The sequence below is a fragment of the Salegentibacter profundi genome (assembly GCF_054121475.1).
Window position 1 is genome coordinate 68,039 of sequence record NZ_JBSYGG010000011.1, and the last position, 25,468, is coordinate 93,506.

Genomic DNA, 25,468 nt, shown 5'->3' on the forward strand with positions numbered 1-25,468 from the left:
ATTTCTAAGAGTATGCAATTTTTAGGTATTTTGCGAGACCAATCGAGACCTAAATTTTTAAAGCTTATGAGAACTGATTTTCACACCCATTTTCACTATAACTACAAGGTGCAATTTGAAACGGTGGAACGTGAATATTTAAATGAGGAAGAAGTGCAACAACTGATCCAGAAAGACCTTCACTTGGATCGCCTGAAACTAGTGAGGGACATGTTTATTTTTAGCTGTTATACAGGCCTGGCTTATTCTGATGTGAAAAAATTAAGTAGTGCTGATATTACAAAAGGCAGAGATGGCGGTAAATGGATTCGCATAAAAAGAACAAAGACAAAATCCTTAAGCAGTATTCCCCTTTTACCTGTTGCAGAAGAAATTTTAGATCGCTATCAAAACCACCCAGAGGTGAAAGACGGCAAGTATGTTTTACCGGTACTAAGCAACCAGAAATCAAATGCATTTTTAAAGGAAATCGCTGCGCTTTGTGGAATTAACAAACCCCTTACCACTCACCTGGCCCGGCATACTTTTGCAACCACTATTACACTTACAAATGGCGTTCCTATAGAATCTGTAAGTAAAATGTTAGGACAACGGGATCTTAGAACTACCCAACACTATGCTAAAATTGTAGACCGGAAGATTAGTGATGATATGAAGGCTTTAAAAAGTAAGCTGGCAGAAAAAGAGGTTCAGAAATCTACAGATAATAAAAAGAAGAAGAATTAAAATACAGGTCTAAAAATTTCGTTCTTGAAAGGTATTGAAACATCTGCAGCCATCACAAATACCTTGAGCCGATTAGCAAAACAAACAAATCAAAAATTACGTATATTTGAGCCGATTAATTAGTTTATTCGGCTCATGAAATACAATTGGCAACAACCTGACTGGCCAAAATTTCAGTATTCTACACAACATGTAGAGGATCTCCTTTTTGAATTTTCTGAAAGAAACGGAAGAATTAATGGAATTCTCGAAGGATTACCGCAGGATATTAAGATGGAATCCATAATTGAAGTTTTGGTTTCGGAAGCAATAAAAACCTCAGAAATTGAGGGCGAATATCTTGACAGGAAAGACGTGATGTCTTCTATTAAAAATAATCTGGGGCTTTACACAAAATATACAACTAAAGATCTTAGTGCACAGGGAATTTCTGAATTAATGGTAGATGCTCAGCAAAATTATCAACAGGCATTAACAAAAAGCAGTCTTTTAACATGGCACAGGATGCTTATGAAAGGAAATAGTAGAATTGAAGCGGGAAAATGGCGTAGTCACAAGGAACCCATGCAAATTGTTTCGGGTGCCATGGGTAGAGAAATAATCCATTACGAAGCTCCACCTTCTAAAGTAGTTCCTTCTGAAATGAAAAGGTTTATTCAGTGGTTTAATGACACAGCCCATGGAGGCAAAACTGAAATTAAAAAACCCATTATTCGAGCGGCAGTTGCCCACCTTTATTTTGAATCAATCCATCCTTTTGAAGACGGCAACGGAAGAATTGGAAGAGCCATTTCAGAAAAAGCTCTTTCTCAATTTATGCGAGGGCCGGTATTACTTAGTCTTTCTAAAACCATTGAAAACAATAAGAAGGAATATTATGACGAATTACAACGAGCTCAACGAAAGAATGAAATTACTCCCTGGATAACTTATTTCATAAATACAACAATTACTGCTCAAAAAGATGCCGAATCTTTAGTTGCTTTTACTCTAAAAAAAACTAAGTTTTTCGACCGGTTCAAAAGTAAACTTAATGAAAGACAATTGAAGGCTCTAAAAAGAATGTTCGAATCAGGCCCGGAAGGATTTGAAGGCGGCATGAATGCAAGAAAATATGTTTCTTTGAATAGAACCTCGAAAGCAACTGCCACCAGAGATCTCCAGGATCTTTATGAAAAAGGAATTCTTGTCAAAGAGGGGGGCGGACGAAGCACTTCTTATTACCTGAAACTCGACTGAGTACATGTTTACGACCCGACAATTCTTTCTTTTCTTTATCTTTAGTTAGCTAATCACAAGAAAAGATAAGATGTTTTTGGAACGTTTTGCGGTTTTCACTCTTCGATTGACCTCCTCCCGATTTACGAACTGGTTAAAAGTAGAAAATCTGAGCTATTTTCTTTCTTTTCGATGTACTCATTGGGAGACATATCTTCCAATGAACTATGTGGTCTAAAACCATTATAATCTTCTCTCCAATGGTCAAATTTCTCCTGGGCATCTTCAGTTATAGAATAAAAGATAGTATATTGAGGAACATTAATTAACTGGCACTGCCCATAGCCTGCTTAGTTGTAGTACATTAAAGACAAACAAATAAAATAAACAATCATAATTATAAAACAATGAATCGAATATTGTTAATTGCTTTTCTTCTTAATTCAATTTTGTTATCTGCCCAGTACAATTCAGAAGAAGTAAAAGAACATCAGTTAAAACTCAACTTACTTCTAACACCGAATATTGATTATGAATTTGGTATAGCAAAGCACGCAACTTTTGATATTCAATTAGGTACCGAAGTTGGAGGTGTCGAAGATTTACAAACAGGTGATTTTTACTTTGGCCTTTTCCCATCATTGAACGTATCGTTTAGGCACTATTATAACTATGAGAGGAGAATCAACAATGCAAAAAATACATTGAATAATTCGGCAAATTATTATGGACTCACAACTTCTTTTATTAGCGGTGATCCAATAATCATTGCAAAAGATGTAGAAGTCTTTGATGATTATTTTTTTCGTTTTGGAGGAATTTATGGCTTTCAGAGGACATATCTTAAAAGTCTTATTTTAGGTGCTGAATTTGGACTTGGATATGGATATTCTGAATCTTTAGATGGACGGGTTATACCAATATTAAATTTTAATCTGGGTTGGTTAATAATTTAATGAAAGACTGTTATTAAAAGGTGTCAAATTTTTGACCCATAAGCTACTGACTGAGCAGAACTTTAGCGGTAATAAAAACAGAAACTCCATGCGAAATAGGCGTGTAACAAATGACCTAGCCCAAAACAATAGAAGGCCTGTACCACAAAACAACGTAGGTAACCAATTATGGATCACATTTTTTTAGCAAGTGGACAGGCTTATTTAACAATCATAGAGATGCTGGTGGCGCTATAAAAGTGACCACAAATAGGATGCTTAGCAGGTTATTTTTGCACTGAATTCTTACTGAAGAAAGGCTTCATTTAAAATTCAACGTCCTAAAAATTAAATAATTATGAGATAAGGGAAATTAAAATATTATTTTTAAGAGACAAAATTACTGCTTTTCATAGAATGTGCTGTTGTGGCCAGTTATATTTTATGACGAGTCTTGTTTTTACCTCCGATAGTATCATTTGATACTATCAAAGGTGAAGTCAATTTATTTCAATTGAAAGGAAAATCACGATTATAATTGGCCAGAACGTTTCGCTGGAGAGCTCGATTTTCCTACAGAAAATCAAACATTCCAAGTCCTCATGACGTTTCGATTCAAGATTAATTTAAGCATTGAGGGAGATACAGAAATGGAAATTTTTCGAATTTCTAATTAATTATTATAGAGAGAATTCCTCCTCCAAATTTGCCAGACAAAAATATTCAATCTAAAAGAAATTAGACGTTTTCAAAGAAAAGCCGCATCAAGTGTACCGTCCTTTGGCTCTTGGAAGAAAGAATTACCTCTTTGCATAGGCATTAATCATCTTTATTAATTGATTCCAAATCGGGTACTAATACAAAAACTTAGCCCAATAATCTTCTGCACTTCGAGTGCAGAGTGGTTTAATTTCCCAAGCTAATTCACAAGAGAACTATATAAATAAGTAAAAAATCAAGGAGGATTTAAAAAGAATATTATCTAATTTCGCAAAGCTGGATGAAAATTTGTATCCTGGTAAATTAGGTCTAGAATAGTTGCCGGGATAAATCCTCTTGTGTTCCCAAAGAGATTTGAAATTTTAGAAACTACCAGTTGATCGCTATTTAAAATAGTGGAAGGTTTGATCCTAGCCGCTTGATCGAATGGCATATTAAACTGTTTATCAATTCTTTTTCCGTCAATAATTCCTTTAATCCTTATAGGTATATTTGCTTGCATACCCGGATTATCCAACTCAATTCCAGATAAACCGGATTTAACATTGAACGCAAAAGGTTTATCAGCCTTAATTGGAATATCTTTCATAAAAAGGTTGATATGGTCACCATTCACTCCTAATTTATTTGCAATTTCGATATTCATCCTTTTTGTTTTAGGCGACTGAAAATCAATGCTGCAAGCATTGGTATTGAGGTCCTTTGTAGTTATTGTATTTACCTCACCTTTTTGAATGGTTGATTCGATCTTTATCGAACTTAATTCATTTTTAATCAGGTATTCCATCTTGCCTCTCTTAGCTCCTTTTATTTTATGAACGAAGTTTCTTTTCCTATTAATTTTTAAAAGGTCATTCAGATTGTTCTTAAAATTACCTGATAATTTATCTTTTAATGAAGGGTCGTTTAGGATTTGGTGCGCAGTTCGATTTTTGATTTGATTTTTAAGGTGTTTATTCGAGGGTAAGTTTCTCGAAGTAAATCCCCTTACGCGCCGATTTAAAGCAATAGTTCCCAAGGGTAATCCAGAGATATTTAATCTTTCAGGAGTGATGGGGGTGTTCGAAACATATTTATCCTGTCGTAACATTAGCTGGCCGGGTTGGATTTTCGTTCCAGTGTTAAAACCAACAAATGAGGTGAAAAATTCTTCAGGTTTGTTACCTGATTTGAGAAAGCTCTTGGCACGTTCTCCATTGCCATCTAAACTATTACCATTTTCATCTTCTATTGAAACTGTTTCAGAATCATCAGCGAGAATAAGTATGGTGCCAGATAATATTAGCATTATGGCGTCCCACACCGGCGTCCTTTGCATTGAATCCAGGACACCGAAAGGCATATAATGTAATCTACCACCCGACCAAGCACCCCCGGAATATTCACTCGCTCCATTATATTGGAAGGTATTATTAACAGAATCAATATTAATTGTTTTTTTTGTATTGGGATGAGTGCTAGGGTCCTGAACAAGGATTTTCCAGGTTCTTCCAGAATCATCCCAGTCATATGGCATTATACAATGCGGTTTGCCAGAGAAATTATAATTTTGAGAAAGGCATATTACCGGATTATCTCCACGTCGATGTGCATTTCGGGTCTCGATAAATACATCTTTTGGATCATGGGTGTTACCTGATAAGAATTGACCTACGAACCACCAAATCGGTTTCGCTCCAATTTGATAGGTATGTTTGATATTAATTTCATTAATTGAGGTGTTGTTCTTTACTACGTTTTCAAGGGGTTGGTTGAATAGACTGTTGTTTTTCAAGGCATATATTGCCTCCAGGGCCATGCCAAAGCAGTTACCACCACTGGCAACACCCTTCACGACTAAATTGTAATAAAGGTTTTTAAGTCCATCGTCTAAGTCCCACAATTCTGTTTCACTGTCTACATCTCGGAAAGCTGCTGCATACTGGTTTTTAGATATTTTTGGTGTTCTGAAATTGTCAAATTCCCACCATTTTTCATCTTCACTTAAACTGGATATATCTATTTGAGGTCTTATTGACCAAAGAAAACTTTTAATTTTAGAAAAGGATTGATCAAAAACTAAGTTGGTTTGATTGTATCCCCAGGCATTTGCAGCACTTAATATAGTAGTATGCTTGCCCAAATGGTCGTCATTACCGGGATCGGAATCCCTTATATCAATTCCAAATCCTATTTTCATTGTAATTTTATTAGGAGTTATGGTAACGGGAAAAGTGATATTTGGGTTGATTACATTATGATCTCCATAATCACCATTGGAAGGGTGCCTTTTATTATATAAAGTGTTGGACCCTTCTTTTATAGTGGCATAGAAATGGATATCATTTTCGCCCATAAAGACTCCTTCATTTTCTCGAGAATGTATGCGCTGTAAGCGTATTTTAAAAGGTAGGGCAACTTTTATACTATCCCAGGATCCATACCAGTTAATACAACCTTTCTCAAAGGAATTTATTCGCCCTCGCCCCGAATAATCTGGTATGTCTGATTCATCGGAAGTAGGAAAACCTAGTTTACCCAAAGGTCCTTTCATTAATTCATATTTTTTTCGAATAGATCCATGAACCTCAAAGGCACCTAAGCCACTTTTCCAGTAAACTGTACATCCTTCAAATTCAGAAAATTTACCTACTATTTTGGCCTTATTATTAATATTCTTTATAACGTCTGATTCATTGGTCACTGGAAAACCCCATTTTCTGATCCCACCGGTAGCAATGAATTTAGAAAGTATTGCCCCGTGCACTTCATATGCCTTGGCGGTTCCATATTTATAGTACATTCTACAATGCTGGAATATTTGCTCCACGCCGCCTGGAATTTTCTTGGCCACACTTTTGGGGAAACCTAATTTTTTCGCCTCCCCTAAATTTTCATATTCCAGGTATATTTCCCCGGAAACTGGAATTGCTCCTGTAGCGTTTGACCAATAAATTCCTCCTTTGCTAAAGAGGCTTTTTCGACCTCTTGAATCTGTAGATATCGATTCATCACTTACCAAATACCCTAATTCGGAAGCTTTATTGCGCAGGGACTTAAATTTAGAAAAGATACTACCGTGCATTTCGAATGCACGACCAACCCGTTCATGAAACATTATCCCACATCTTTGGTAAAATTGGACAAAGCTGCCTACTGCATTATTATACTGAATACCTTTAATTCTTTCACCTGTATTTATTTTACCGTGCAGGGAAGCATGTTTAAAAGTAATGTGCCATTCTGCATTTGATCTTTGCTCATCTAATAGGCTTTCAAGGGCGTTTGGTATACCATCAAACCATTTAAAACTATGAAGCTTACCTTTTAACTGAAATCGTGATCCATTGGTCCATGTCCCAAAAAATAATTTTTTGGAATCCCCTGTATTGATAATGCCATTGGGAAACCCATGAACAGAAATTAATTCCTCATCTAAAAATAGGCCAAGGGTGTCATAATCGTATACAATAGAGGCAGTATACCATCTATTTGTTTTTAATTCAGTTTTGAATTTTGTATCTGCTTGTCGCCATCCATACTCCTTTAATCTTAAACTTGAGATTAGTTCAAAAGAATTCTCCGAAGACCCCTTGTCAACAAATAAAGCAAATGGAAGAAAGGTTGATTCGGCGATATTTTGTCTACCATTAACAGGTCCCTTAATAAAAAATGTTATTTGTAAACAAAACCTTTTTGAATTTGGATTTAAGCCTGTAAGGTCAACTACTCCTCTTCCATTTGGACTTAGATCTAAAGCCTTTTTTGACTGCCCGGAGTTTGGGCCATTTACGATAGAGACATTCTTGAATGAAGCGGTAAAATCACCCACAATGCTTTGAACATTTTGGTTTCTGAATTCAAAATGAATAAGTTCATTTTCCATAATATTAAGTTTTATAGGTTAACATATTTGAAAAAGCATGGTAAAACCCAATGCTTCAATGGGGCGTTTTTCAACTAAAAGTAGGGTAGGATATTCTAATCTTTTGATGTGAGGATTAGAATTAGGGAATTAAATAAGGTAGGATTATAAATTTAAAACCTTGATGTAAAGATATTTAAAAAGTAGGAATTACATAAGGGGAAAAACACCCTTTATTTTGATTTACAGCTCAATACGTGTTTTTGTGTTGTAGGAATAATTGACTGCCAGTTTAAAAAAGCTACGGATTTTACTCCACTTGAATATCTGCAACGTATAAAGGTGGAGGCAGCAAAAAAAGCATTTGAAAATACCAGGTTAATCTTAAATGGAATTATGTATGAAGTGGGATACAGCGATTCAAAAGCTTTTCGAGAAGCCTTTAGCAGAATTACCGGGCTTGTCCCGGTTGATTACCGTGCCCGATATGGAAAAAATTAAATTTTTACGTAAATCAACTTTTCAATTCTTGTTATTTGAGATTGGGTATTGTTCCTATTATCCCTCGTAATCAGAAAATTCAGGTTTTGTAAATTGTATCCATTCGGATCCCTGTTGGATTATTGAACTTGTTCTTCCATTTGTTTTTCTAGACGATGAATTCCTCATCTTCATATACCAATATGGCAAAACCATTCCCTCTATGTATTGGCCTAATCCAATACAGATTAATATCTGGTTTCAACCTCTTTAACGGCAATGAAAGGGCCTAAGCTTGTCATTGTTGCCTAATCCCAATACAATTAATTTAAACAGGTTGAAATATTTGAATGTTATTTCCACATGTATCGTCAAAAACGGCTATTAATGTCGGCCCCATTTGAGTGGGCTCCATGCTAAATTTAACTTCCAGTTTTTTCAACCTTTCGTATTCCTTCTCAATATCTTCTACATGAAAGGCTGTTAAGGGAATACCTGCATTGTATAATGCTTTTTGGTAAGTTTTCGCGGGTTCGAACTCCATAGGTTCAAGAACAATTTCCGGTCCATCCTGTTCTTCTTCTGAAACTACAGTAAGCCATCTGTGTTCCCCCATTGGAATGTCTCTTTTCTTAACAAATCCCAATTTCTCTGTGTAAAAATTTAGAGCGTTTTCCTGATTATCCACTAAAATACTTATGAGTTTGACTTTCATTTTCTTAAGTTTTTGGTTACCATTTTTCACAAAGTTCGGATAGTTCTATTTTTTGAACCTATCCAAAATTGCTTTTTTTAATTATAGTGCTGAGGGAGGTATACCTGTTTTTTTTTTAAACAGAGAGGAGAAGGAAGTTACGCTATTAAATCCAATTGTAAAACATGCCCCTCTTACATTCATCCCACCTCTTATCAATTCTTTTGCTTTGGCAATTCTTACTTCGGTGAGGTACTGATAGGGTGTGCAACCATACATTTTTTTGAATTGTCTTATAAAATAGTATTTCGAAAGGGCTGCTTCCCGGCAAACCATTTCAAGATCTATATAATCGGAATGGTGTAAATCAATGAATTTCTTTGCTCTAATGATACGTTGATTTAGCTCCGTTCTTGGGTAGATCTCATTGGTGAGTTTTAAAACCTGATTTTTGTAGAAATTCATAGCTGCTGATTATTTGGTTTAATTAACTATATCTATACGCTTAACTTTTCTATTAATAATAATGAGGGGTGTTTTATGTTCGCTAGTAAAAACTTACTTGTGCCCTATTAGTCAAGATTAACAGCAGTATTGAATTTCAAGGTGATTAGCTGTCCAACCCACCAAGAAATTTTATGAACGCACAGACCTTGATTTTACCAACTCAATTGCTATTGGTTTTTTACAAAGTAGGCGGCACTTTGTTTTCTTTATCCTTCGGTTGATAATATAGAATTATAGCTCCATTCTTAAAGGTTTTATTCTTAACGAGTTTAAAAATAGTCCTGTCGTTTATTTCTTCAAATAATGGCAAGCCATTTCCTTCTACCATTGGATATATGCAAAGTTGGAATTCATCAATCAAATTAAGCTTTATTAGTTGTATAATTAAACTGCGGCTACCAACAAGAATATTTTTACCTGGTTGTTCCTTTAGTTCTAAAACTTCATCTTTTAAGTCCCGTTTTGCTATGGTTGCACTTTTCCAATCTACATTTCTAAGTGTATGTGAGAAAACAATTTTTTGAATTTTGTCAATAGCTATGGCAAAGTCGTTCATGGATTTTTCTTCGGAAGGATTATCCAAAAATGTTCGCCAAAATTCCATAAGTTGATACGTAGTTCTGCCGTAAAGAATCGCATCTCCCTGCCCTAATAACTCCGTATAATGCTGATGTATCTCTTTATCTGGAATTCCTGCTGTATGGTCACAAATTCCATCAAGGGTCATATTTAATGCTGCAATTATTTTTCTCATATTATTTTATTTATTCAATCGTTTCTCCAATGACTGCCAATTCGTTACATAGATATTAAAATAACTATTTATTAACTTTTAAAGGAATAAACGCAGTATTTTTTAAAACATATTGATCATCAGGGGTCCCTAAAATCTAGAGATCTAGAAAATAATTATTTCACTATTTTAATTCAGGAAATCAGAATATAGATCAAAACCCCGTAAATAATTAGCGAACCACACAACAGGATCAAAGCCCAGGCCGGATAAGCTTATGTATTTTGCAGTTATATTTTAAGGCCTTGCATTTCTTTGGAGTGATACTCCAGGACTTCTTTCACCTTTTCCTTGTGCTTTTAAATAGCAGTTCGGTGACCCTGTTATCTCTTTCGATTTTCTGCTCTTGAATTCTCTCCAGTTTTTCTACTGTCTTTTCAAACTGGCTGATTTCTGCAATGAATAGTTCCCTAAGTAGTTCTAATTGTGGTATAATATTTAATTTTCGCCAAGGCTTCATTCCGGGAAAAGTGCTTCTCTATAAAAGATCTTGGACACCATAGATAAATTTGTTCCCACGGTTTTTTCTTTTTAAGACGTGGGTAAAATATTCGTCAAGGGTGCAAATTTTGAATGTTTCTTTTGTTCAAAATGAAAAAATGATATGGGGAATTTTTCTTTTTAACTAACCATAAAGGCCAAAGCTCGAACGATTTCGGCCGATTATCAGAAGAAGAAAAGCTAATTAAAGATTAAATCTCCAATGAAAACAAAGTTGCTTTTTATCGTATTAATTCTCCTGGCAGCCTATACCGGGAAATCGCAAAACCCTTTCCAGTCTGAAGGACTAAAGAAGTAGCCCTGAATCTGGAAGAAAAATAACGCTAAGAAACCTGCATAAAGATTACAACTATAGAGTTAGCCACTCTATCTTCCTTGGCTAGAAGCCTAAAAAAGTCCAAGCAAACTGAAGACCTCCAAATCGAGCTTCTAAAGAAAAACAATATCTCCAGCGACAACAGCTTACCACCAAAAAACCTCAAAAATTAAATCCCGGTACTCACCCAAATCCTGAGCACATTTAGTGTTGGATATGCAATAATTCTGCTGCTCCTGTTTTTCGCCTCACTAAATCTTACTCCAATTTTCGATATCAACTGGATGATCGAGATATCCTTCCCTGCTATTTACCTTTAAAAAATTACGGTCTATGCATTTTGTTCGCTGATTTTATTTCTGTTTCAAATTCCTTTTCTTAAACATCTTTGGGAAGACAATACAAATTGTGAAAATAAATAACAAGAGTAAAAGTCTGAATCGCTCCAGGATGAATACTACCTAATAGGTCTCAGATCGCTTTAAAGGATAAATCCCTACTAACATATTGTAAAACCAAAACAGGACATTATTCCAAGAGTTAAAATTCTTAAAACTCATAGCTATAGCTGTCAGACGAAATCGGAGCGATTACATTAGACTTCTGCTACTCTTGCATTTTTTTCTGCAGAAGGTTCTTATCTCTCATCGCCGGTTCCTTCCATTACATGGATCATATTCTTTTCTCTCCACTGGGTTTTCCATTTCTCTCCTGGGATGAGCGGCCCTATCAAATAATATTTTCTTTTATACACTTCAAGGTTGAATTCCTTCTTCTCTCCTGGTTTCAGAGATTCATAAAAAAGAAAATTATCAGGAAAAGATTGTCCTTCAGCCATTTCCTCTTCATTCACATAAATATCCTTTATGAATTTTTGGTATTCTTCTTCTTTAACCCCTTCCTTTAGAGAAGTAAAATAAAAATTATACTCCTGATCTCCCTGATTAATAATTTCCACTGATGTTCGGCCGGAGGGAACTTTTTCAGGAAAATACACTTTATTAGAGTCTGCTTCAATTATTACCTTTGGATTCACAGGCTCGTTAACCATAGGCGCGGCCTTTTTAAATTCAGAAATTTCAAACTCTTCAGCCATTCCCGAGGCGGCAAAATAATGACTAACAAAAGCATATCTACCAGGCTCAAGATTTGCCTTAAAGGTAGAACTACCTCCTGCGGGTACCTGTTCTGCCCCACCTAAAAACTCATAGGGGGATGGCACCTGAACATTATTCATCCAAATTTTTAGACCCTCCAAATCCTGATCTGGTTTCAATCTGGCCAAATGCACGTCATGCCCATCAAAATCTTTAAATTTCACGTTGAAGACTTGCTCCCCAGTGCCTATAGGCCTGTCTGTGGAAATAGCATAATTGGATAAGGTAATATCCACCGTGCTTTCCGGTTTTTTAGCATTGGTCTCCTTCTCCGTAACCTTAAATACACGTAACATCCCTTTTTGCGAATGGTACTCCCCATCTGCAGTTTCTACACCACAGGAGAGTGCATATAACCCAGGTTCAAGAAAAACGGTGGTTTGCCCTGTATGATCGGGAGACAAAAGTGCCGGTCCTCCCATATTTGTTTCCATCTGATCCCAAACTTCCTCAAAAGATGACAGTTTCCCTTCAGAAATGGCCTTAGTAAACATCCTATTAACTTTACTAAAGCTTAGGCTGTCTTTAAACTTCACTACTACGGCAACATGTTCTTCCTTTCCCATATTTTTCATTCTCAGAGTTATCCAGCCCGATGGGATCTCCTTAGGCATACCAAAGGCATAATCCATTGCCATGACATCCACGATATATGCAGAATCTATAGTCTCTACACCGGTTTCTCTTTCTTCGGTGATACTGGCCTCTTCATTCTTCTTTCCTGAATTATTACAGGAAACCAAAAAACCAATGCAAACTAAAAAGTAAAGACAGGTTTTTGTACTATATAATCTTCTCAGATCTTTAGGTAATTCTATGATTAGTGTTTTCATCTTTCTTTTTTTTAATCTATTTAAAATCTTCAGGAGTTATCTGCGCGTCTTTATTTTAATTTTTGAGATCTAAACCAGCTTCAAGCCCCGCTTCCATTCTTGCCTTTGACTCTTCCAGATGAGCTCTGCTATAATCATCAAAATGAGAAGACGACAACCTGTTAGACAATTTTGAAAGCAATTGTTTAAGCTGCGCACGGGCAATGGATCGCGCATCTGCTGGAGTGTTCTTTGGTGCATCCGTAACTAAGGTAATTACCTCATCCAAATAAGCGCGCTGCAGATCCCGTCGATTACTTTCAATATTTGTCGCGGGGGAGGTAAGTATCTCACTCCAAACAGCATTGGTTACCTGATTCATTAAATCAGGTATACCAAGAGTATTTTCTTCGCCGAATTTTAATTCGGTGTCTCTTATCCTCTCAAGTCGCATTGGATTCAACAATTGCTGCAAAAGGGAACTCTGAATTCCTAGAATAATCTTGTGTATGGGATAATCAATTCGATCCTGATAAGTATTATCATTGCCCCAGTGGTTCCAACGATTGGATCCCATTTTCTGATATACTTTGGTAGGCACTTCAATGGCTTTTAGGTTGAACGCGTAATCGATGATCATGTTCAGGGCTTCCTGCTGTTTTTTCTTACTTACAGGTACAAAGGGCATTCTACCATCAGGATCGCCTACGTGGTCACGGTATTGGTGTTGACCACCGATATACTTTACGGCCGGAGGAAGTGTTCTCGCATACTGAAAAAGGTAAGTCTGGAACAGTTCGGTTGTCTTGTAATAAGGTGTGTTATCATTAAGAACAATTTCAGGAATTTGAAGCATCATATCGTTTAACAGTTGAGCCCTTTCCTTTCCCCACGTCAGTGGGTCAGCACCAAGGTCGAACACATTTATGTGTGGATCAACGGCACCAGGTCCTCGTGCATCCTCATCAGTCCCATAACTGTGACCCTGTTTTGCAGCCTGTCGCGCAATTTCCTTAGCCTTTTCATTGTCGGGAGTATATCCGTAAGAAATAACCCAGCGATCATATGAGCCTACACCCGGATTATAATAGTAACCGTCTTTGTCTTTGCTATTGGGATGAATATTCACAGTTGGATATTCCATTGCCGAGCTAAAGACACCTTTTTCCTTTGCCCATTTTCTTTCATAAAGCTTATCCATTGGAGTGTCTATCGAAGAGCGAAAGTTATGGCGCAATCCAAGAGTATGTCCCACTTCGTGCATGGTCACCCATCGAACAAACTCGTTTATATATTCCTTTGGTACCGGATCGCCTGCAGAAATTTTTTTCTTTGCAATTAAAACACTGTGAATTAGTTCCATTTGCATACTCATTTCATGATAAAATGATTTTGTTTCCAGACCACGACTGAACAATTCCAGCTCCTGTTCAGTAACATTGAATATTTGATCGATCGCTTCCCTTGGTTCTACAAGTTCTCGATAACTATCCTTGGTACCGAGCATCATATTGGCCTCGAAAAGAATATCGGCATCAAGGATTTCACCGGTTCTTGGATCAACCACCGAGGGACCTATAGCACCGTACATCGGTTGGTCGGAGGTATTCCAACGCAAAGTGGAATATCGGATATCTCCTGCCATAATGCTGTCCGGAAGCATTTTAACCTGAACTGCATTTTTAAAGCCGGCTGATTCATAAGCTACCGACCATGCCTCTACACCTTCCATCATGGGTTTTCTATATTCTACCGGAACCGTGTGGTCTATATAATACACAATAGGCTTTTTAGGATCGCATAAACCGTCCTCCCCCGGAGGCCCGTCACATTCAAGCCGCCATTTATTCACGTACCGCTTAAAGAAAGTTTCTGAATCATCGCTAAAATCCTTATGTACGGTCATGAAATAGCCAGTGCGGTCGTCTGCCAGTCTTGGTTCCATCGGTTGCTCCGGAAGTTTTGCCAGGGTATAAAATAGAGAAAGCGGAATATATCGGGCGTCGGGTACGGTTCTAGGTCCTTCCTGTTCAGAGTTTTTGAAAGTAAGTTTGGCCTGTATATTTATGTTTTCAGGAAAACCCTGTAAAACTTCCAGGTGAGACCGGCTTTTGTCAAAACTTACCCGGCCAGGTTTATCCGGGTTGTCCGATACGGCAAAACCCACACGTTCGGATATTCCTGAAATATCGCCTACGAACCAATCGTAGACATTGATCAGTACTTCTGTACTGTCCTTATTATGGGCTTCAATTTTAGCTGCTTCAATTACTGAGCTGCTAAAAGATAGAGCAACAGCTTTTTCCTCCGGGGTGCCTTCCTTTGCCAGGTAACGATGGGGATGTTGTACCAGGAAAATTTTTCCTTCATGATCTTCGAAAGAAACCAGCAGGCTCTCTCTATTCAGCATTAATCCGCCATACAAAAAAGAAGAGCCAATGCCCCTGGCCAGCTCCATGTTGATGAGGAATTTTTCGTTAATTCTCTCCTTTGGAACTGCTAAATAAAGATTATCTTCCTTTTGGTATAAGTCAAAGTATCCTTGAACCTTTCTGCTATCCTTAATCAGTTCTTCAAATTTCGCTTCTTTTGTTTCTTTTGCCACTTTACCATCTGTAGCCTTCTGTGATGTCCCACATCCAGATAACAGCAAAATCGCACATAAAGAAAACACAAAAAAATATTCTCTTTTTTCATTTTGTTGAGTGCTGTGCTTCAGATAGTAAAATAGATTTCTGCCAAAAAGTTTTTCGGTATTGCCTATTCTATTAAGTTTCATATTAAAGTGTGGTTATATAATTAGCTATTGTTATTTACCTTAGGGATGCAATACTGATCTTCAATACCTGCCATCTCGAATTTTTAATTTCATTCAATTAATTAAAAGATTATCTCTCCTGAATCACCCTTTCCATTGCCACTACAAGGTTTTTAACCTTGGCTTTCACTTGTTTATACCTCTCCACCGTATGAATCCTGTTCCCCTTAAGCCATTCCAGACTTCCTATATAGAACTGATCCTGCCGCAAATCATCATAATCCCTGGGTGTGGCAGATTGAAATAATTTAAACTCCTTAAAGTTTTTTGCATAGTATGGCTGCAGATTGAATAAGAGATAATCACGATCCACTTCCTCTAACTCTTTTATAAAAGAATAATCGTGCGCATAGAGGGTGGAAAGTTTACTTCTAATATTAATGTCTGAAATAAGTTCCCTTCCTCTTTCCCCAAGTAAGTTATAAGCAACATCATCTGACAAAAAAAAGCTAGATCCGAGGGCCATCCCAAAATGAGCAGCGAGCGAGTCATGATAAGCTCGTCCAGCTTTTAAATGATCCAGAAGAAGTGTGGTGCTATTAAAGCTTTTACTATGTATGTCTATATTTATTTCAATATCGTGAAGATCATTTTCTAGTGACAACACAAGTTCTTTAAGTATTTCAGTTTCTTCCTGTTTTCGGTCCTGATGCTCCTTCCAGTTGTTTAATGCCAGTGCAATAAGAATTCCTATAACTATAAGCAGGACTTCACCTATAGAATATTTCCAGTTAATGCTTTTTACAATCCGAAAGAATCCTGACATACTTCTTATTTTTCGCTATCCACAGAGAATTGATGTATCATTCCATGCATGAAATGAGGTCTTCCGTCCCCTTTGTCCAGGATAGGACAAATAAGAACATACTCTCCTGGTGAAAAATCAACGCTTATGTAATTTACCAGCCCCTTTTCTAAGGGACTTACACCGTTAAGAAAAACTCCAGGAACTTGAGGCAGCACTCCTTTTTCGGTTTGAATTACTTGCCCAAGCCAATTCAGCATGTCCCCTCCCGATTTCCCTTCTTCCAGGCGGGCAAGAATAAATTCGTGGTCCTGTTCGGCGGCATTTTCTACTTTTATGGTTTTAGTCCCGGCTGTGATGGCAGGATCCATATTAAAAGAGTAATCATCCATGACCAATACTATATCTTCCTGTGGAGCAGGGGCTTTGTTGTTTTTTTCAACCACAGTCAATGCTTTTGTCATTCCTCTCATGAAATGAGGCATCCCTTTGGGCACAGGTACACCGCAGATGATTGCATAATTCCCCGCATACAACTTCATTGTAGCTTCAGATGTTTCTCCTGATAGAGGTGCAGATGGGCCACCCATAAACACAGCCCATTCAGGGAACCGGGAATTATTATTCTCAACGAATTCAATCATTTCTTCGTAAGAATGATCCCCTGTTATACGGACAATTGCAGCATTGTGAGGATATGCGCCCTCATTTTCTATTTTGAAAGTATTTATACCTGAAGGAATTGTATCGGGTACCTCTAAAAAGACAAAATCAGCGGTTCTAATAGTCACAAGATTGGGTGAGGCAGGTCGAACTTCTTCTGATGCCGTCTCAGCAACAACTGCAGACCTGTTTTCATTAAAATTACATGCCGCAAAAAGAATTAATAGATGGAATAAAAAAACATCTCTGGTAGAATTTCTCATTAGATTGTCCGTTAGTTAATTTTTCTGTTTAAAAAAGATTAATTTAAAGTATATCAAAAAAGGCCTGAATTCATATTCTGGCAGCCTTCGCTACACTAAATCATGTTATGCTGTAGGGATTATAGTAGAGGTTGAAATGCCACAGGTATAAACATTCATAGATCAATTACCTGTGAAGAATTTTGAGGCTTCTCTTTTCCCTCAATTTCTTGTGCTTAAAGAAACTTGAATTTTTAACCGGACTGCCTTTCAAAAGGTAGGGAAGTTTGAAGAGGAAGATCAAAAAGTTCAATTAACGGCAGCAATAAATCGATTGCGCTGCCAGTTTCTGATTAATTTTCTTAAATATATAATAAATCTCCCAAAAATAGTTAAAACATAGAGCTTTATCTATCAAAAACGGGTATTATCGATGAAAGTATTAGTTACACCTTCGCAAGGAAGTTTGCAGGACTAAATTCATGGTCGGGGGTACAGGAAACTCCGCTGACATGCAATTCCGTAGACATTACCTGCCCAATTGCTCTAACCACAGCTTTGGAAGTCCCATAAGATGTTGCCCGCGGAAAGGAGGTTATCGTGGAGATACTTTCTATGAGAAGCAACATTTTTGTCAAATATGACATTGTATTTTATAGTACTCGTAAGGCCGAATATTTTATAGAAGTAGGTCCAAGGCTTTATCCTATTCTTCCATCTTCCAGAAAGCGATACCGCCTGCCTGTTTCCCTATTTCAACATTAGCCACTTTCGTAGCTGATTTCAAATCGATGATATCCACAGTTCCCGGTTCTCCGCCTATACCCTCAACAGATATAAAAGCATACCGGCTGTCTGGCGATACAGCGACTCCATGAATTATCTTACGGGTATTTTCTACTCTTGCAATTTCCTTATGGGATTCCAGGTTCCATATTCCGGTCGCTTTATCCCCTTTGTAAGAAGCAATTAAAGTTTTACCGTCCGGAGTAACATCCAAATTGTAAGGCGCTTTTCCGGTTTTCATGCGATTGATGATCTTCCATTCCTTCGAATCAATCTCAAGGATCTCATCAGTACCGTTTGCAGCTATGTATATAAGATCCTTGTAAGGATGGGGTTGTACCCAGGTGGGTTTTATTTTCGAATGCATCATCTCCTCTTGCTGCCTCTTTGCCGCTCGTTTATGCCCCTTATGGGAATTATGATTGGCCGTTCCAGTCATTTGATGGCCCATGAACTTCTGCTCGTACTGTAAGGGATCCAACGCCTTATTAGTATTCAGATCAAGAATACGGGAAACACGGAAACTCATGGTATTAATCTCAAAGAGATCACCGGACATCATTCCTACAGAATATTGTTCTGTTCCATCCGGGCTAATACGGGAGCCGTGGGGCATAACCCCCACCTGGATTTTCCTTATTTCTGTCATAGAATCCGGTTCAACAACAGAGACCGTTCCCGGCACCATTTCTCCATGCAAATTGAAATTTACACAAAACAGGTAACCCGTTTTTGGCGAAATGGCCATGGAAGCTGGAAATAAACCAAGGGTGGTCTTTCCCTCCAGTTTATCCGTTCCGGTAGAAAACTTATACAAATAACCATTAGGATTGCCGTGAGCCAAAGAGAGAAACCAATGATCTCCATCTGGAGCAACGGTAATACCGTGTGGACCCTCTATTTCTGCGCTCTTATAACCTACCGGGATGACTTTTGCAACCTGTGCCTCCTCGCTTTGGGAATCAAACCTTACCAGTGCTACTTCATCTTCAGATTCCGCTGTTACATATATATAATACTCCTGTGCAAATAAACCGGGACTAAAAATGCATATTAGAAGGGCTAAGGGTAAAAAAAATATCTTTCTCATAATCTCAATTAAGATTTCTATTCCGGAGTCTCTGCTACCATCTGTACTGCCCACAGACCGCTACTCATGTCTGAGAAGAAGATGTGATCCTTGTAAGGTATTGCCCCCCAGGTAAAAGGCGCATTAGGTGTATAACCTTCTTGATCATAAGGTAAAAAATATGCAATTTCTCTTCCTTGGTCGTAAAGGTTTCCCATTAGGTCTCCCGAAAGATCAACCACCCGTAGACCTCCCTGATAATAGGCTACGTAGAGTTTATCATCTTCAATCCAGAAGTTATGTGATCCTGCCTCAGGCAATTCATACCTTGCAACTTCTTTAGGATTCTCTAAGTCAGTCATATCTATAAAATGAAGATAACCCGAAGGGAGAAAATAGCCTTTTCCCATTGGAAAAATTTCATCTCCGGCAACGACATAGAATTTCCCTGTGTCTTTGCTCCTATAAGGAAAAGCCGCATGATTTGCATCGCCCTCAACTCTCGCTCTTGCGATTTCCACAGGATTTTCAGGGCTACCTCCGGAAATACCATTCCCCACATCTACCATCACAATACCGTCGCTCCAGTTAGACGAATATGCAATCCCGTCTTCAATCCAGACATCGTGAATAGCTTCACCTGAATTAGACAACTTGAATCTTGAGACTCCTTTTGGATTTTTTGGATCTTTTATGTCTATGATTTCATACCACTGTCCATTACTTAATGCATACACGTAGCCTTTATCTATGAACAAATTATGAACACCACCTGTAAGATTCTCAGTGTATACAGATAGCTCTTTTACATCTGCCGGATTAGTGACATCGAGAATCACAATCCCGTTCTTACGGTTGGAAGCACCTTCTCTGCTGATAATGGCAATTTTTCCATCTTCAGAAACCTTTACGTCATTAACTGTTCTGGCATCAACATGTACACTATCGATCAAAGTAATAACTGAAGGGTCTGTAACATTCCAGAAATAGGCTTTTCCATCTGCACCCCAGGTTCCTGTCACAGCGTAATCTTCTCCATCAACACCTTCCCACACCCAAAGATCGGATGTTTGTTTTGCACTCACACGTCCTTGTCCTTTCTTAATGATTTTCTTTTCAATATCCCGCTCTGTAATTTCCACTGTAGCAGATTTAACTTGATTTCCGGAAGAAACCATCACAGAATAACGTCCGGGTTTCTCAGCTACAAAACGTCCTTCCCTATCCACCTGTGCAGATGCACCGGCACCTGATTCAGCCGGTTGTCCAAAAACAGCATACCTCAGTGGGACTCCGGTTAATGCACCCCCAGCCTTATCATAAGCAACTCCCTCAAAATTTAAAACGTCTCCCGTTCTGGCTTTTTGATTTGGTACGTTGATCTCAAGCCGAGCTACAGGATTAGGCAGTACTTCAATTACCTTTTCCGTTTTTATATCACCTACAGAGGCTGTGACAATAGCTTTTCCACTTTTTAGTGCATGCCCTTGAAAAAGATTATCTATATAAAACACCTCAGGATTAGAAGAATGAAATTCAATAGCCGCATCCTTGATAACGAACCCTCCTTTATCCAGTGCTTGTGGGTTTATATCATAAACCTCCTTTTCATAAATCTTGGAATGCTCTTCTAGATTTATTTCAGCAATAGGTTGGTTCGTTACAACTACTTGGATCTTTTTATTGGCAAATGACTGGCCTTTCTCTGGCATACGGTTTATGAAAATGTCATAAGTTCCTGGTCTCCGTGCTGTAATTATTCCAACTGAATCTACAAGGATACCGTTTGGAATGATCATGTTCTCTTCTACCCCTTTCCGGTGAACCGCAAAGAAAAATGTTCGAGTATCACTCAACTCATTCCCAGAATCATTGAAGGCTTCAACGTGAAGTGCCACTTCTTTTCCAACTGGTATTTTTATATTATCCGGGCTAACCTTTAAATTCACCTTCTCCTGGGCTACCAATGTGGTGGCAATAAACAGGAAAAAAATTAACAAAGTGATAGACTTAACCATAGTAACCGATTTTATGCTTTTCATTTCTATAAATCTTTTTTGAGTGAGTTGTTGCATAATATATTTGAATGCGCGAGGAAGGTTGAAAACAGGCCATTATTTTCATATTAATTGATAAAATCAAAATTTTTCTGCTTATTCTTTAAATATTAAGCTTCAAGATAGATTTATTTTAATAAAATATCTAAAAATTAGCAATTTATAGACGAAACGTATTATTTCAGCGTTCAATGATTTAATTTTTTCTCTGCAAGGGTTGTTAAAAAGAAATTTTTATGTTTTAACTTTTATCCCAAATCAGATTACAGATCCATCTTAAAATAAGAACAAGAGCAGAATCAACAGCCTCAGTTTCTTAAGCTTGAATGAGGGCTTTTCTACATCCTTTTAATTTCCTGTCGTATTATTCCTATTTCATTTTCCAGGGTTAAAACTATATTCTCTGTATTGGGTATGGTCGTAATCTTCCTAATCTTCTCATTATCATAATCAGAAAATCTAATTTTTGAAGATCTAATTCTAAAATTAAAAACTCTATCGTTGTCTCTGTCAGTTTTTTTAAAGTAGGAGCTTTTAATTTTAAATATTCCAAGACCTTTCTCTTTACTCGCAATTATAATTTGATCCTTCACAATTACGAAATCAGTAAATGTGTGGGAATATTTTTCTTGTTCATTGGAAGAAATAGCAAAGCTACTTTCCAGGTTCATACTATCGTAAATTGTTATATGGTTTGATGCGCCTACATAACCGCTAAAGGTACTGGATAAGAGCCCAAAGTATTTATTGGTGATCCTAGCTTGATAAATATTTTCGTAGGCACCATTTGATTTAAGCTCCTTATAATGTGATAATTTAAGTTCCTCTTTTGAATTTAAATGGTAATACACCACATACTTAGGCATTACGATATTATCAATCGCAATCAGTAAACTGTCATTCACAACTAAGTCATCAATTGCTTTACCAATAAATAAGACATCTAATGGAATTTCAAGTTCATACCATTTTTCTCTTTGCAGGTGATACTGGACCAGCATCTCTTTACCCATTTCCCCGCCAATAAAGAGATTATCATCGTTCAATAAAATAGTTTTTGGTTTTATATCAAATGGAATTTTAAGTTTAATTTCATTTGAGGTTTGAATATTATAGAGAGATACATTATTGGCAGCTGTATCAAGAATGGCAACCCTTTTGTTTTGGTCAGTTGCATAAATGGATTTTTCATTAATAGGAAAGATTTTATGGTCTTTTATTTTATTATTCTCAAAAGTGTTGATGGAAACAGTTTCTCTGCTGTTCAATAACATGAAATATTTACCGCCTTGTAAACCATTTTGCCCTAAAACTATCTGAAGTGAAAACACTATTAAAATTGTAACTATAAGTTTTTTCATGGGAAAATTGTTTTACCTGGAAGATCCATATTATTGTGAATCAGACTTTAATTTGTTCTTTCTCTAAGTGAGGTTATTTCATTCATAAAATCTTTTTTTGATTTTTCCTTATTAACAACCTTCCACTTTTCCCTCCTTAAGTTGTATTCTTTTTTACTTTCATTTTTCTCCGGTAAAGGAGGAAGCACTGAACTGAATACTTCCTCAGGATTTTTAAAACTTCTACTTATTCCACAAAAATTTACTCGTAAAAGCCCTTCTTCCTTTTTTCCTTAGATTAACCATTTGCCTTTAGATTCGACTAATGGACCACAAGATTCCCAGTTTTTACCGGTATAAATAATACCTTTATTTTCACGATGGTTTAAAGATTCAAGCACCTTTATTTTATAGGTGTTCCTTGGAAAGTTGATTTCCAGTACCTCCCCGATAAATATAAAGTCCGAATTTTGAATTTCTTCTTTTTGAAGGTCTGAAAGTCGTCCGGGAGGACAAGTGCAGGCGAAGGAAACATAAATGGGGAGTACCAGTAAGACAATTTGTACGAGTTTTATCATTTTAAAGTTTTTTGGCATGCGTCCCTATTCGAGTAGACAAAAGGAGTTTCGCCCCAAGCTGCCTTTTGACAGGATGTAGCAACTTCTCGACACCTCTGAAGGGGTTCACTTTTGTTCATTTCTTTAATTATACCTGACCACGCATTTCCCAGGGTCAATACCTTGGCTCTTATGTGGCTTGGAAAACGCATTTTTTTCGGCTAATGCTGATTTTAAAGGTTGTCAGAAAGTCATATTTTAATGGCCTGCGAGAGTATGCCCGTAAATCGATGCTATGCCTGGTTAGGGTAGTTTTATCCATGGTGTATTTAAAAATCCCTTTCTTAATTCTAAATCAATCGAATCATTGATATTTAGTTTTTCAAATTCAGTTTTTGAAATTCTTATAAAATCATTTTCTCTAATCAGGCCCCATGGTTCAAGGTCAATTCGGTATGCATTTGTTTTACCCTTCTCAACTTCTTTCTTGATAATTTTTGATTTATAAATTTCAGGCTCGGATTTGTCCAGAAGTGCATTGGCCAAAATTGTAGTTCCACATCCAAAGGTTGAAGTGAATAAAATAGCCCAAAAAATTCCAGTAAATATTTTTTTGCCTGACAGATACTCTTTTGTTCCATTAAATAATAAATAAATCAATGGGATACTGATTATTAGAGCAAAGAAGAATATATTTTTGAAACCTATTATTTTAATGTCGAATAACGCCCTAAGAATCAAAGCAAATGATGGCAGTAAAATAGCAGGGTCAATTTTAGGAATAGGAGTGTTTTTACATTTTCGGGAATCAATCCCAACTTTTCCTTTATGAAGGAAAGCGAAAAGAATAGCGATTATTACTATTAAAACATTTAATATAACTGTGGTTTTATAATATACAGGATAAAAGAATAATAAAGCAGCTGCTATTGCACCAACACAATTAATAAGCCTCGTCCAATTTCTAATAGTCATTTTTAACATGAGATTGCCCTTATTTTGCACTACATTCCCGGGTTAAAAAAGGGGCCTGTAGGGAAGGATACACTTTAGGGTTATTGGGTTTTTCTAATACATACTAAATGTAGGAAATTTTCTCTCAAGAAAGCCACTTTTCTATACCGCTGGGGTAAACGGTGGTTTAGGTTTTGAAGGAAATTTAATCACCTTTCAATGATCGAACAAGGCTCCCAATAAGAAGAAAAGACACAATTGAAATACCGATTAATCCAAATCCTATAAATTTTTCCGTTTTTTTTGGATCAACATTCTTCATACTAAAAAAAGATGGGAACCTTTTTTTAAAGAAGAATGCAGTTAAGAAGTATCCTAATAAGTATAATATCATAGGCTATATCTCATTTACTCTTTGTAATAAACCAATTATGACATACAGGTTTAATACAATCAGGAGACTTATTATGTGAGAGGTTTAACCTTCAAAAAATTTATTGAAAATTAAGTCAAAATAGATACTACATGTAACCTTACTTAAATAAGGGGTTCAAATTTTTCAATTATATTTTTAATCGATGTTGCGAAAAAATTTTAGAATAATTTTTAGAAAAAACTGTTGTTTAGGGGTACTTTTTACGGGGTATATCTCAGTATAATGGAGATAAGGAATTTTGTTTATTTATACTATTTAGGGTCTTACAAGCTTTTTAGATGAAGTACTATCTAGAAAAGCTTAGAAAATTCATGAAGCTATTCTAATAAGAGGTAAATCGCAATAAAACGACACCAAAAGTGTCACATTTAAAAGAAAAAAATCCTAACAATCTGTAAATAAGATTATTAGAATTTTATTTTGTGACCCCGGCAGGATTCAAACCTAACCACCATATCTTAAAACGGGCAAAGGTTACAACGAATTATATCCTCAAGGTAACCTTTTAGGTGTCCTTAATTCTGAACTTAGGTGTTTTTTACTGACTTCTTTTGTATAAAAATACAAGTATTTTAAATTATTTGAAAAATTTATTTTTAAAAAAATCAACTTATAAATCAGGTAAGGTCTTCGCGTAAAACCCATAAGGCTCTTTCATGCATTTCACTAAAGCTTTCGCTTCTTAAATTACCACTAGATGCTACTATCTTTCATTTCTACAATTCTAAAACTTTTCTCGTTAAAGGCAGAAAATTTATAAATCCATCGGTAAATTACGTAATTAGATATTCCATGAAGTTTAGAAAGTTGGATGACACTAAATTCTCAACTTTCAAAATCCGAAACAATCTGTTGTTTGAAATCGGTGGAGAACTCCCTAATAATAAATTAGGAAATTGCATAACGCCTGTTTTGTTTTTTTTGCCGCAGCAACTTCTTCGTTTTCACCATCGGTCTCGATTTCGGGAAGGCTAGCATAAAAAATCAAAACAGACAGGCCACTTAGAATCACTGCCATAATAAAATAGCTTCAAAAACGACAGGAACTAAGGCACCTGCAATTTTGTTACAAATGCCCATGATACTTATTCGTTAACC

At 36.7% G+C, this 25,468-nt stretch carries 20 protein-coding genes; 4 read left to right on the forward strand and 16 right to left on the reverse strand.

Annotation, left to right across the window (positions count from 1 at the left end; all coding sequences use genetic code 11):
- The first annotated feature begins 66 nt into the window (after positions 1-66).
- Both ACW6NC_RS13150 and ACW6NC_RS13155 read left to right on the forward strand, forming a co-directional pair.
- Complete coding sequence (locus tag ACW6NC_RS13150; RefSeq protein WP_457866667.1) at positions 67-726, forward strand: site-specific integrase; 660 nt, start codon at positions 67-69, stop codon at positions 724-726.
- Positions 727-861: 135 nt separating this feature from the next.
- Positions 862-1,965: a Fic family protein gene (locus ACW6NC_RS13155; RefSeq protein ID WP_457866668.1), complete on the forward strand. Its 1,104-nt coding sequence runs from the start codon at positions 862-864 to the stop codon at positions 1,963-1,965.
- Between the two features lie 122 nt (positions 1,966-2,087).
- Here ACW6NC_RS13155 and ACW6NC_RS13160 read toward each other — a convergent pair whose 3' ends face one another.
- Positions 2,088-2,270: an integrase core domain-containing protein gene (locus ACW6NC_RS13160; RefSeq protein WP_457866743.1), complete on the reverse strand. Its 183-nt coding sequence runs from the start codon at positions 2,268-2,270 to the stop codon at positions 2,088-2,090.
- A gap of 81 nt (positions 2,271-2,351) precedes the next feature.
- Here ACW6NC_RS13160 and ACW6NC_RS13165 point away from each other — a divergent pair, with 81 nt between their 5' ends.
- Entirely contained in the window at positions 2,352-2,900 is a 549-nt protein-coding gene (locus tag ACW6NC_RS13165; RefSeq protein WP_457866670.1) for a hypothetical protein, read from the forward strand.
- A 961-nt stretch (positions 2,901-3,861) separates the two neighbouring features.
- Here the strand turns inward: ACW6NC_RS13165 and ACW6NC_RS13170 are convergent.
- Positions 3,862-7,464, reverse strand: coding sequence for an LGFP repeat-containing protein (locus ACW6NC_RS13170; RefSeq protein ID WP_457866671.1), 3,603 nt, complete (start codon positions 7,462-7,464; stop codon positions 3,862-3,864).
- A 258-nt stretch (positions 7,465-7,722) separates the two neighbouring features.
- Here ACW6NC_RS13170 and ACW6NC_RS13175 point away from each other — a divergent pair, with 258 nt between their 5' ends.
- The gene (locus tag ACW6NC_RS13175) at positions 7,723-7,944 is read left to right on the forward strand and encodes a helix-turn-helix domain-containing protein (protein WP_457866745.1); all 222 of its coding nucleotides are present in this window, start codon (positions 7,723-7,725) and stop codon (positions 7,942-7,944) included.
- A 307-nt stretch (positions 7,945-8,251) separates the two neighbouring features.
- Here ACW6NC_RS13175 and ACW6NC_RS13180 read toward each other — a convergent pair whose 3' ends face one another.
- The 14 genes from ACW6NC_RS13180 to ACW6NC_RS13245 all read right to left on the reverse strand — a co-directional run bounded on the left by ACW6NC_RS13180 (position 8,252) and on the right by ACW6NC_RS13245 (position 23,964).
- A complete protein-coding gene (locus tag ACW6NC_RS13180; protein ID WP_457866673.1) occupies positions 8,252-8,638 on the reverse strand; it encodes a VOC family protein in 387 nt (128 codons plus the stop codon).
- An 81-nt stretch (positions 8,639-8,719) separates the two neighbouring features.
- Complete coding sequence (locus ACW6NC_RS13185) at positions 8,720-9,082, reverse strand: helix-turn-helix transcriptional regulator (RefSeq protein WP_457866675.1); 363 nt, start codon at positions 9,080-9,082, stop codon at positions 8,720-8,722.
- A gap of 220 nt (positions 9,083-9,302) precedes the next feature.
- Positions 9,303-9,878 carry a dihydrofolate reductase family protein gene (locus ACW6NC_RS13190; RefSeq protein WP_457866677.1) on the reverse strand — a complete coding sequence of 192 codons (576 nt, stop codon included), beginning with the start codon at positions 9,876-9,878 and terminating at the stop codon, positions 9,303-9,305.
- A 319-nt stretch (positions 9,879-10,197) separates the two neighbouring features.
- Complete coding sequence (locus tag ACW6NC_RS13195; RefSeq protein ID WP_457866678.1) at positions 10,198-10,377, reverse strand: DUF6730 family protein; 180 nt, start codon at positions 10,375-10,377, stop codon at positions 10,198-10,200.
- A 994-nt stretch (positions 10,378-11,371) separates the two neighbouring features.
- Positions 11,372-12,724: a hypothetical protein gene (locus ACW6NC_RS13200; protein WP_457866679.1), complete on the reverse strand. Its 1,353-nt coding sequence runs from the start codon at positions 12,722-12,724 to the stop codon at positions 11,372-11,374.
- Between the two features lie 55 nt (positions 12,725-12,779).
- The gene (locus ACW6NC_RS13205) at positions 12,780-15,482 is read right to left on the reverse strand and encodes a zinc-dependent metalloprotease (protein ID WP_457866681.1); all 2,703 of its coding nucleotides are present in this window, start codon (positions 15,480-15,482) and stop codon (positions 12,780-12,782) included.
- 109 nt (positions 15,483-15,591) lie between these two features.
- Positions 15,592-16,287, reverse strand: coding sequence for a DUF6090 family protein (locus ACW6NC_RS13210; protein ID WP_457866683.1), 696 nt, complete (start codon positions 16,285-16,287; stop codon positions 15,592-15,594).
- Between the two features lie 5 nt (positions 16,288-16,292).
- The gene (locus tag ACW6NC_RS13215) at positions 16,293-17,192 is read right to left on the reverse strand and encodes a hypothetical protein (protein ID WP_457866685.1); all 900 of its coding nucleotides are present in this window, start codon (positions 17,190-17,192) and stop codon (positions 16,293-16,295) included.
- A gap of 425 nt (positions 17,193-17,617) precedes the next feature.
- Positions 17,618-17,818, reverse strand: a complete 201-nt coding sequence (locus tag ACW6NC_RS13220) for a hypothetical protein (protein WP_457866687.1) — start codon at positions 17,816-17,818, stop codon at positions 17,618-17,620.
- Between the two features lie 59 nt (positions 17,819-17,877).
- Positions 17,878-19,047 carry a YncE family protein gene (locus tag ACW6NC_RS13225; RefSeq protein WP_457866688.1) on the reverse strand — a complete coding sequence of 390 codons (1,170 nt, stop codon included), beginning with the start codon at positions 19,045-19,047 and terminating at the stop codon, positions 17,878-17,880.
- A gap of 17 nt (positions 19,048-19,064) precedes the next feature.
- Positions 19,065-21,044, reverse strand: coding sequence for an LVIVD repeat-containing protein (locus ACW6NC_RS13230; RefSeq protein ID WP_457866690.1), 1,980 nt, complete (start codon positions 21,042-21,044; stop codon positions 19,065-19,067).
- A gap of 377 nt (positions 21,045-21,421) precedes the next feature.
- Positions 21,422-22,444, reverse strand: coding sequence for a hypothetical protein (locus tag ACW6NC_RS13235; RefSeq protein WP_457866692.1), 1,023 nt, complete (start codon positions 22,442-22,444; stop codon positions 21,422-21,424).
- 272 nt (positions 22,445-22,716) lie between these two features.
- Positions 22,717-23,001, reverse strand: coding sequence for a hypothetical protein (locus ACW6NC_RS13240; protein WP_457866693.1), 285 nt, complete (start codon positions 22,999-23,001; stop codon positions 22,717-22,719).
- A 282-nt stretch (positions 23,002-23,283) separates the two neighbouring features.
- Positions 23,284-23,964 carry a hypothetical protein gene (locus ACW6NC_RS13245; RefSeq protein WP_457866694.1) on the reverse strand — a complete coding sequence of 227 codons (681 nt, stop codon included), beginning with the start codon at positions 23,962-23,964 and terminating at the stop codon, positions 23,284-23,286.
- Positions 23,965-25,468: the final 1,504 nt, after the last annotated feature.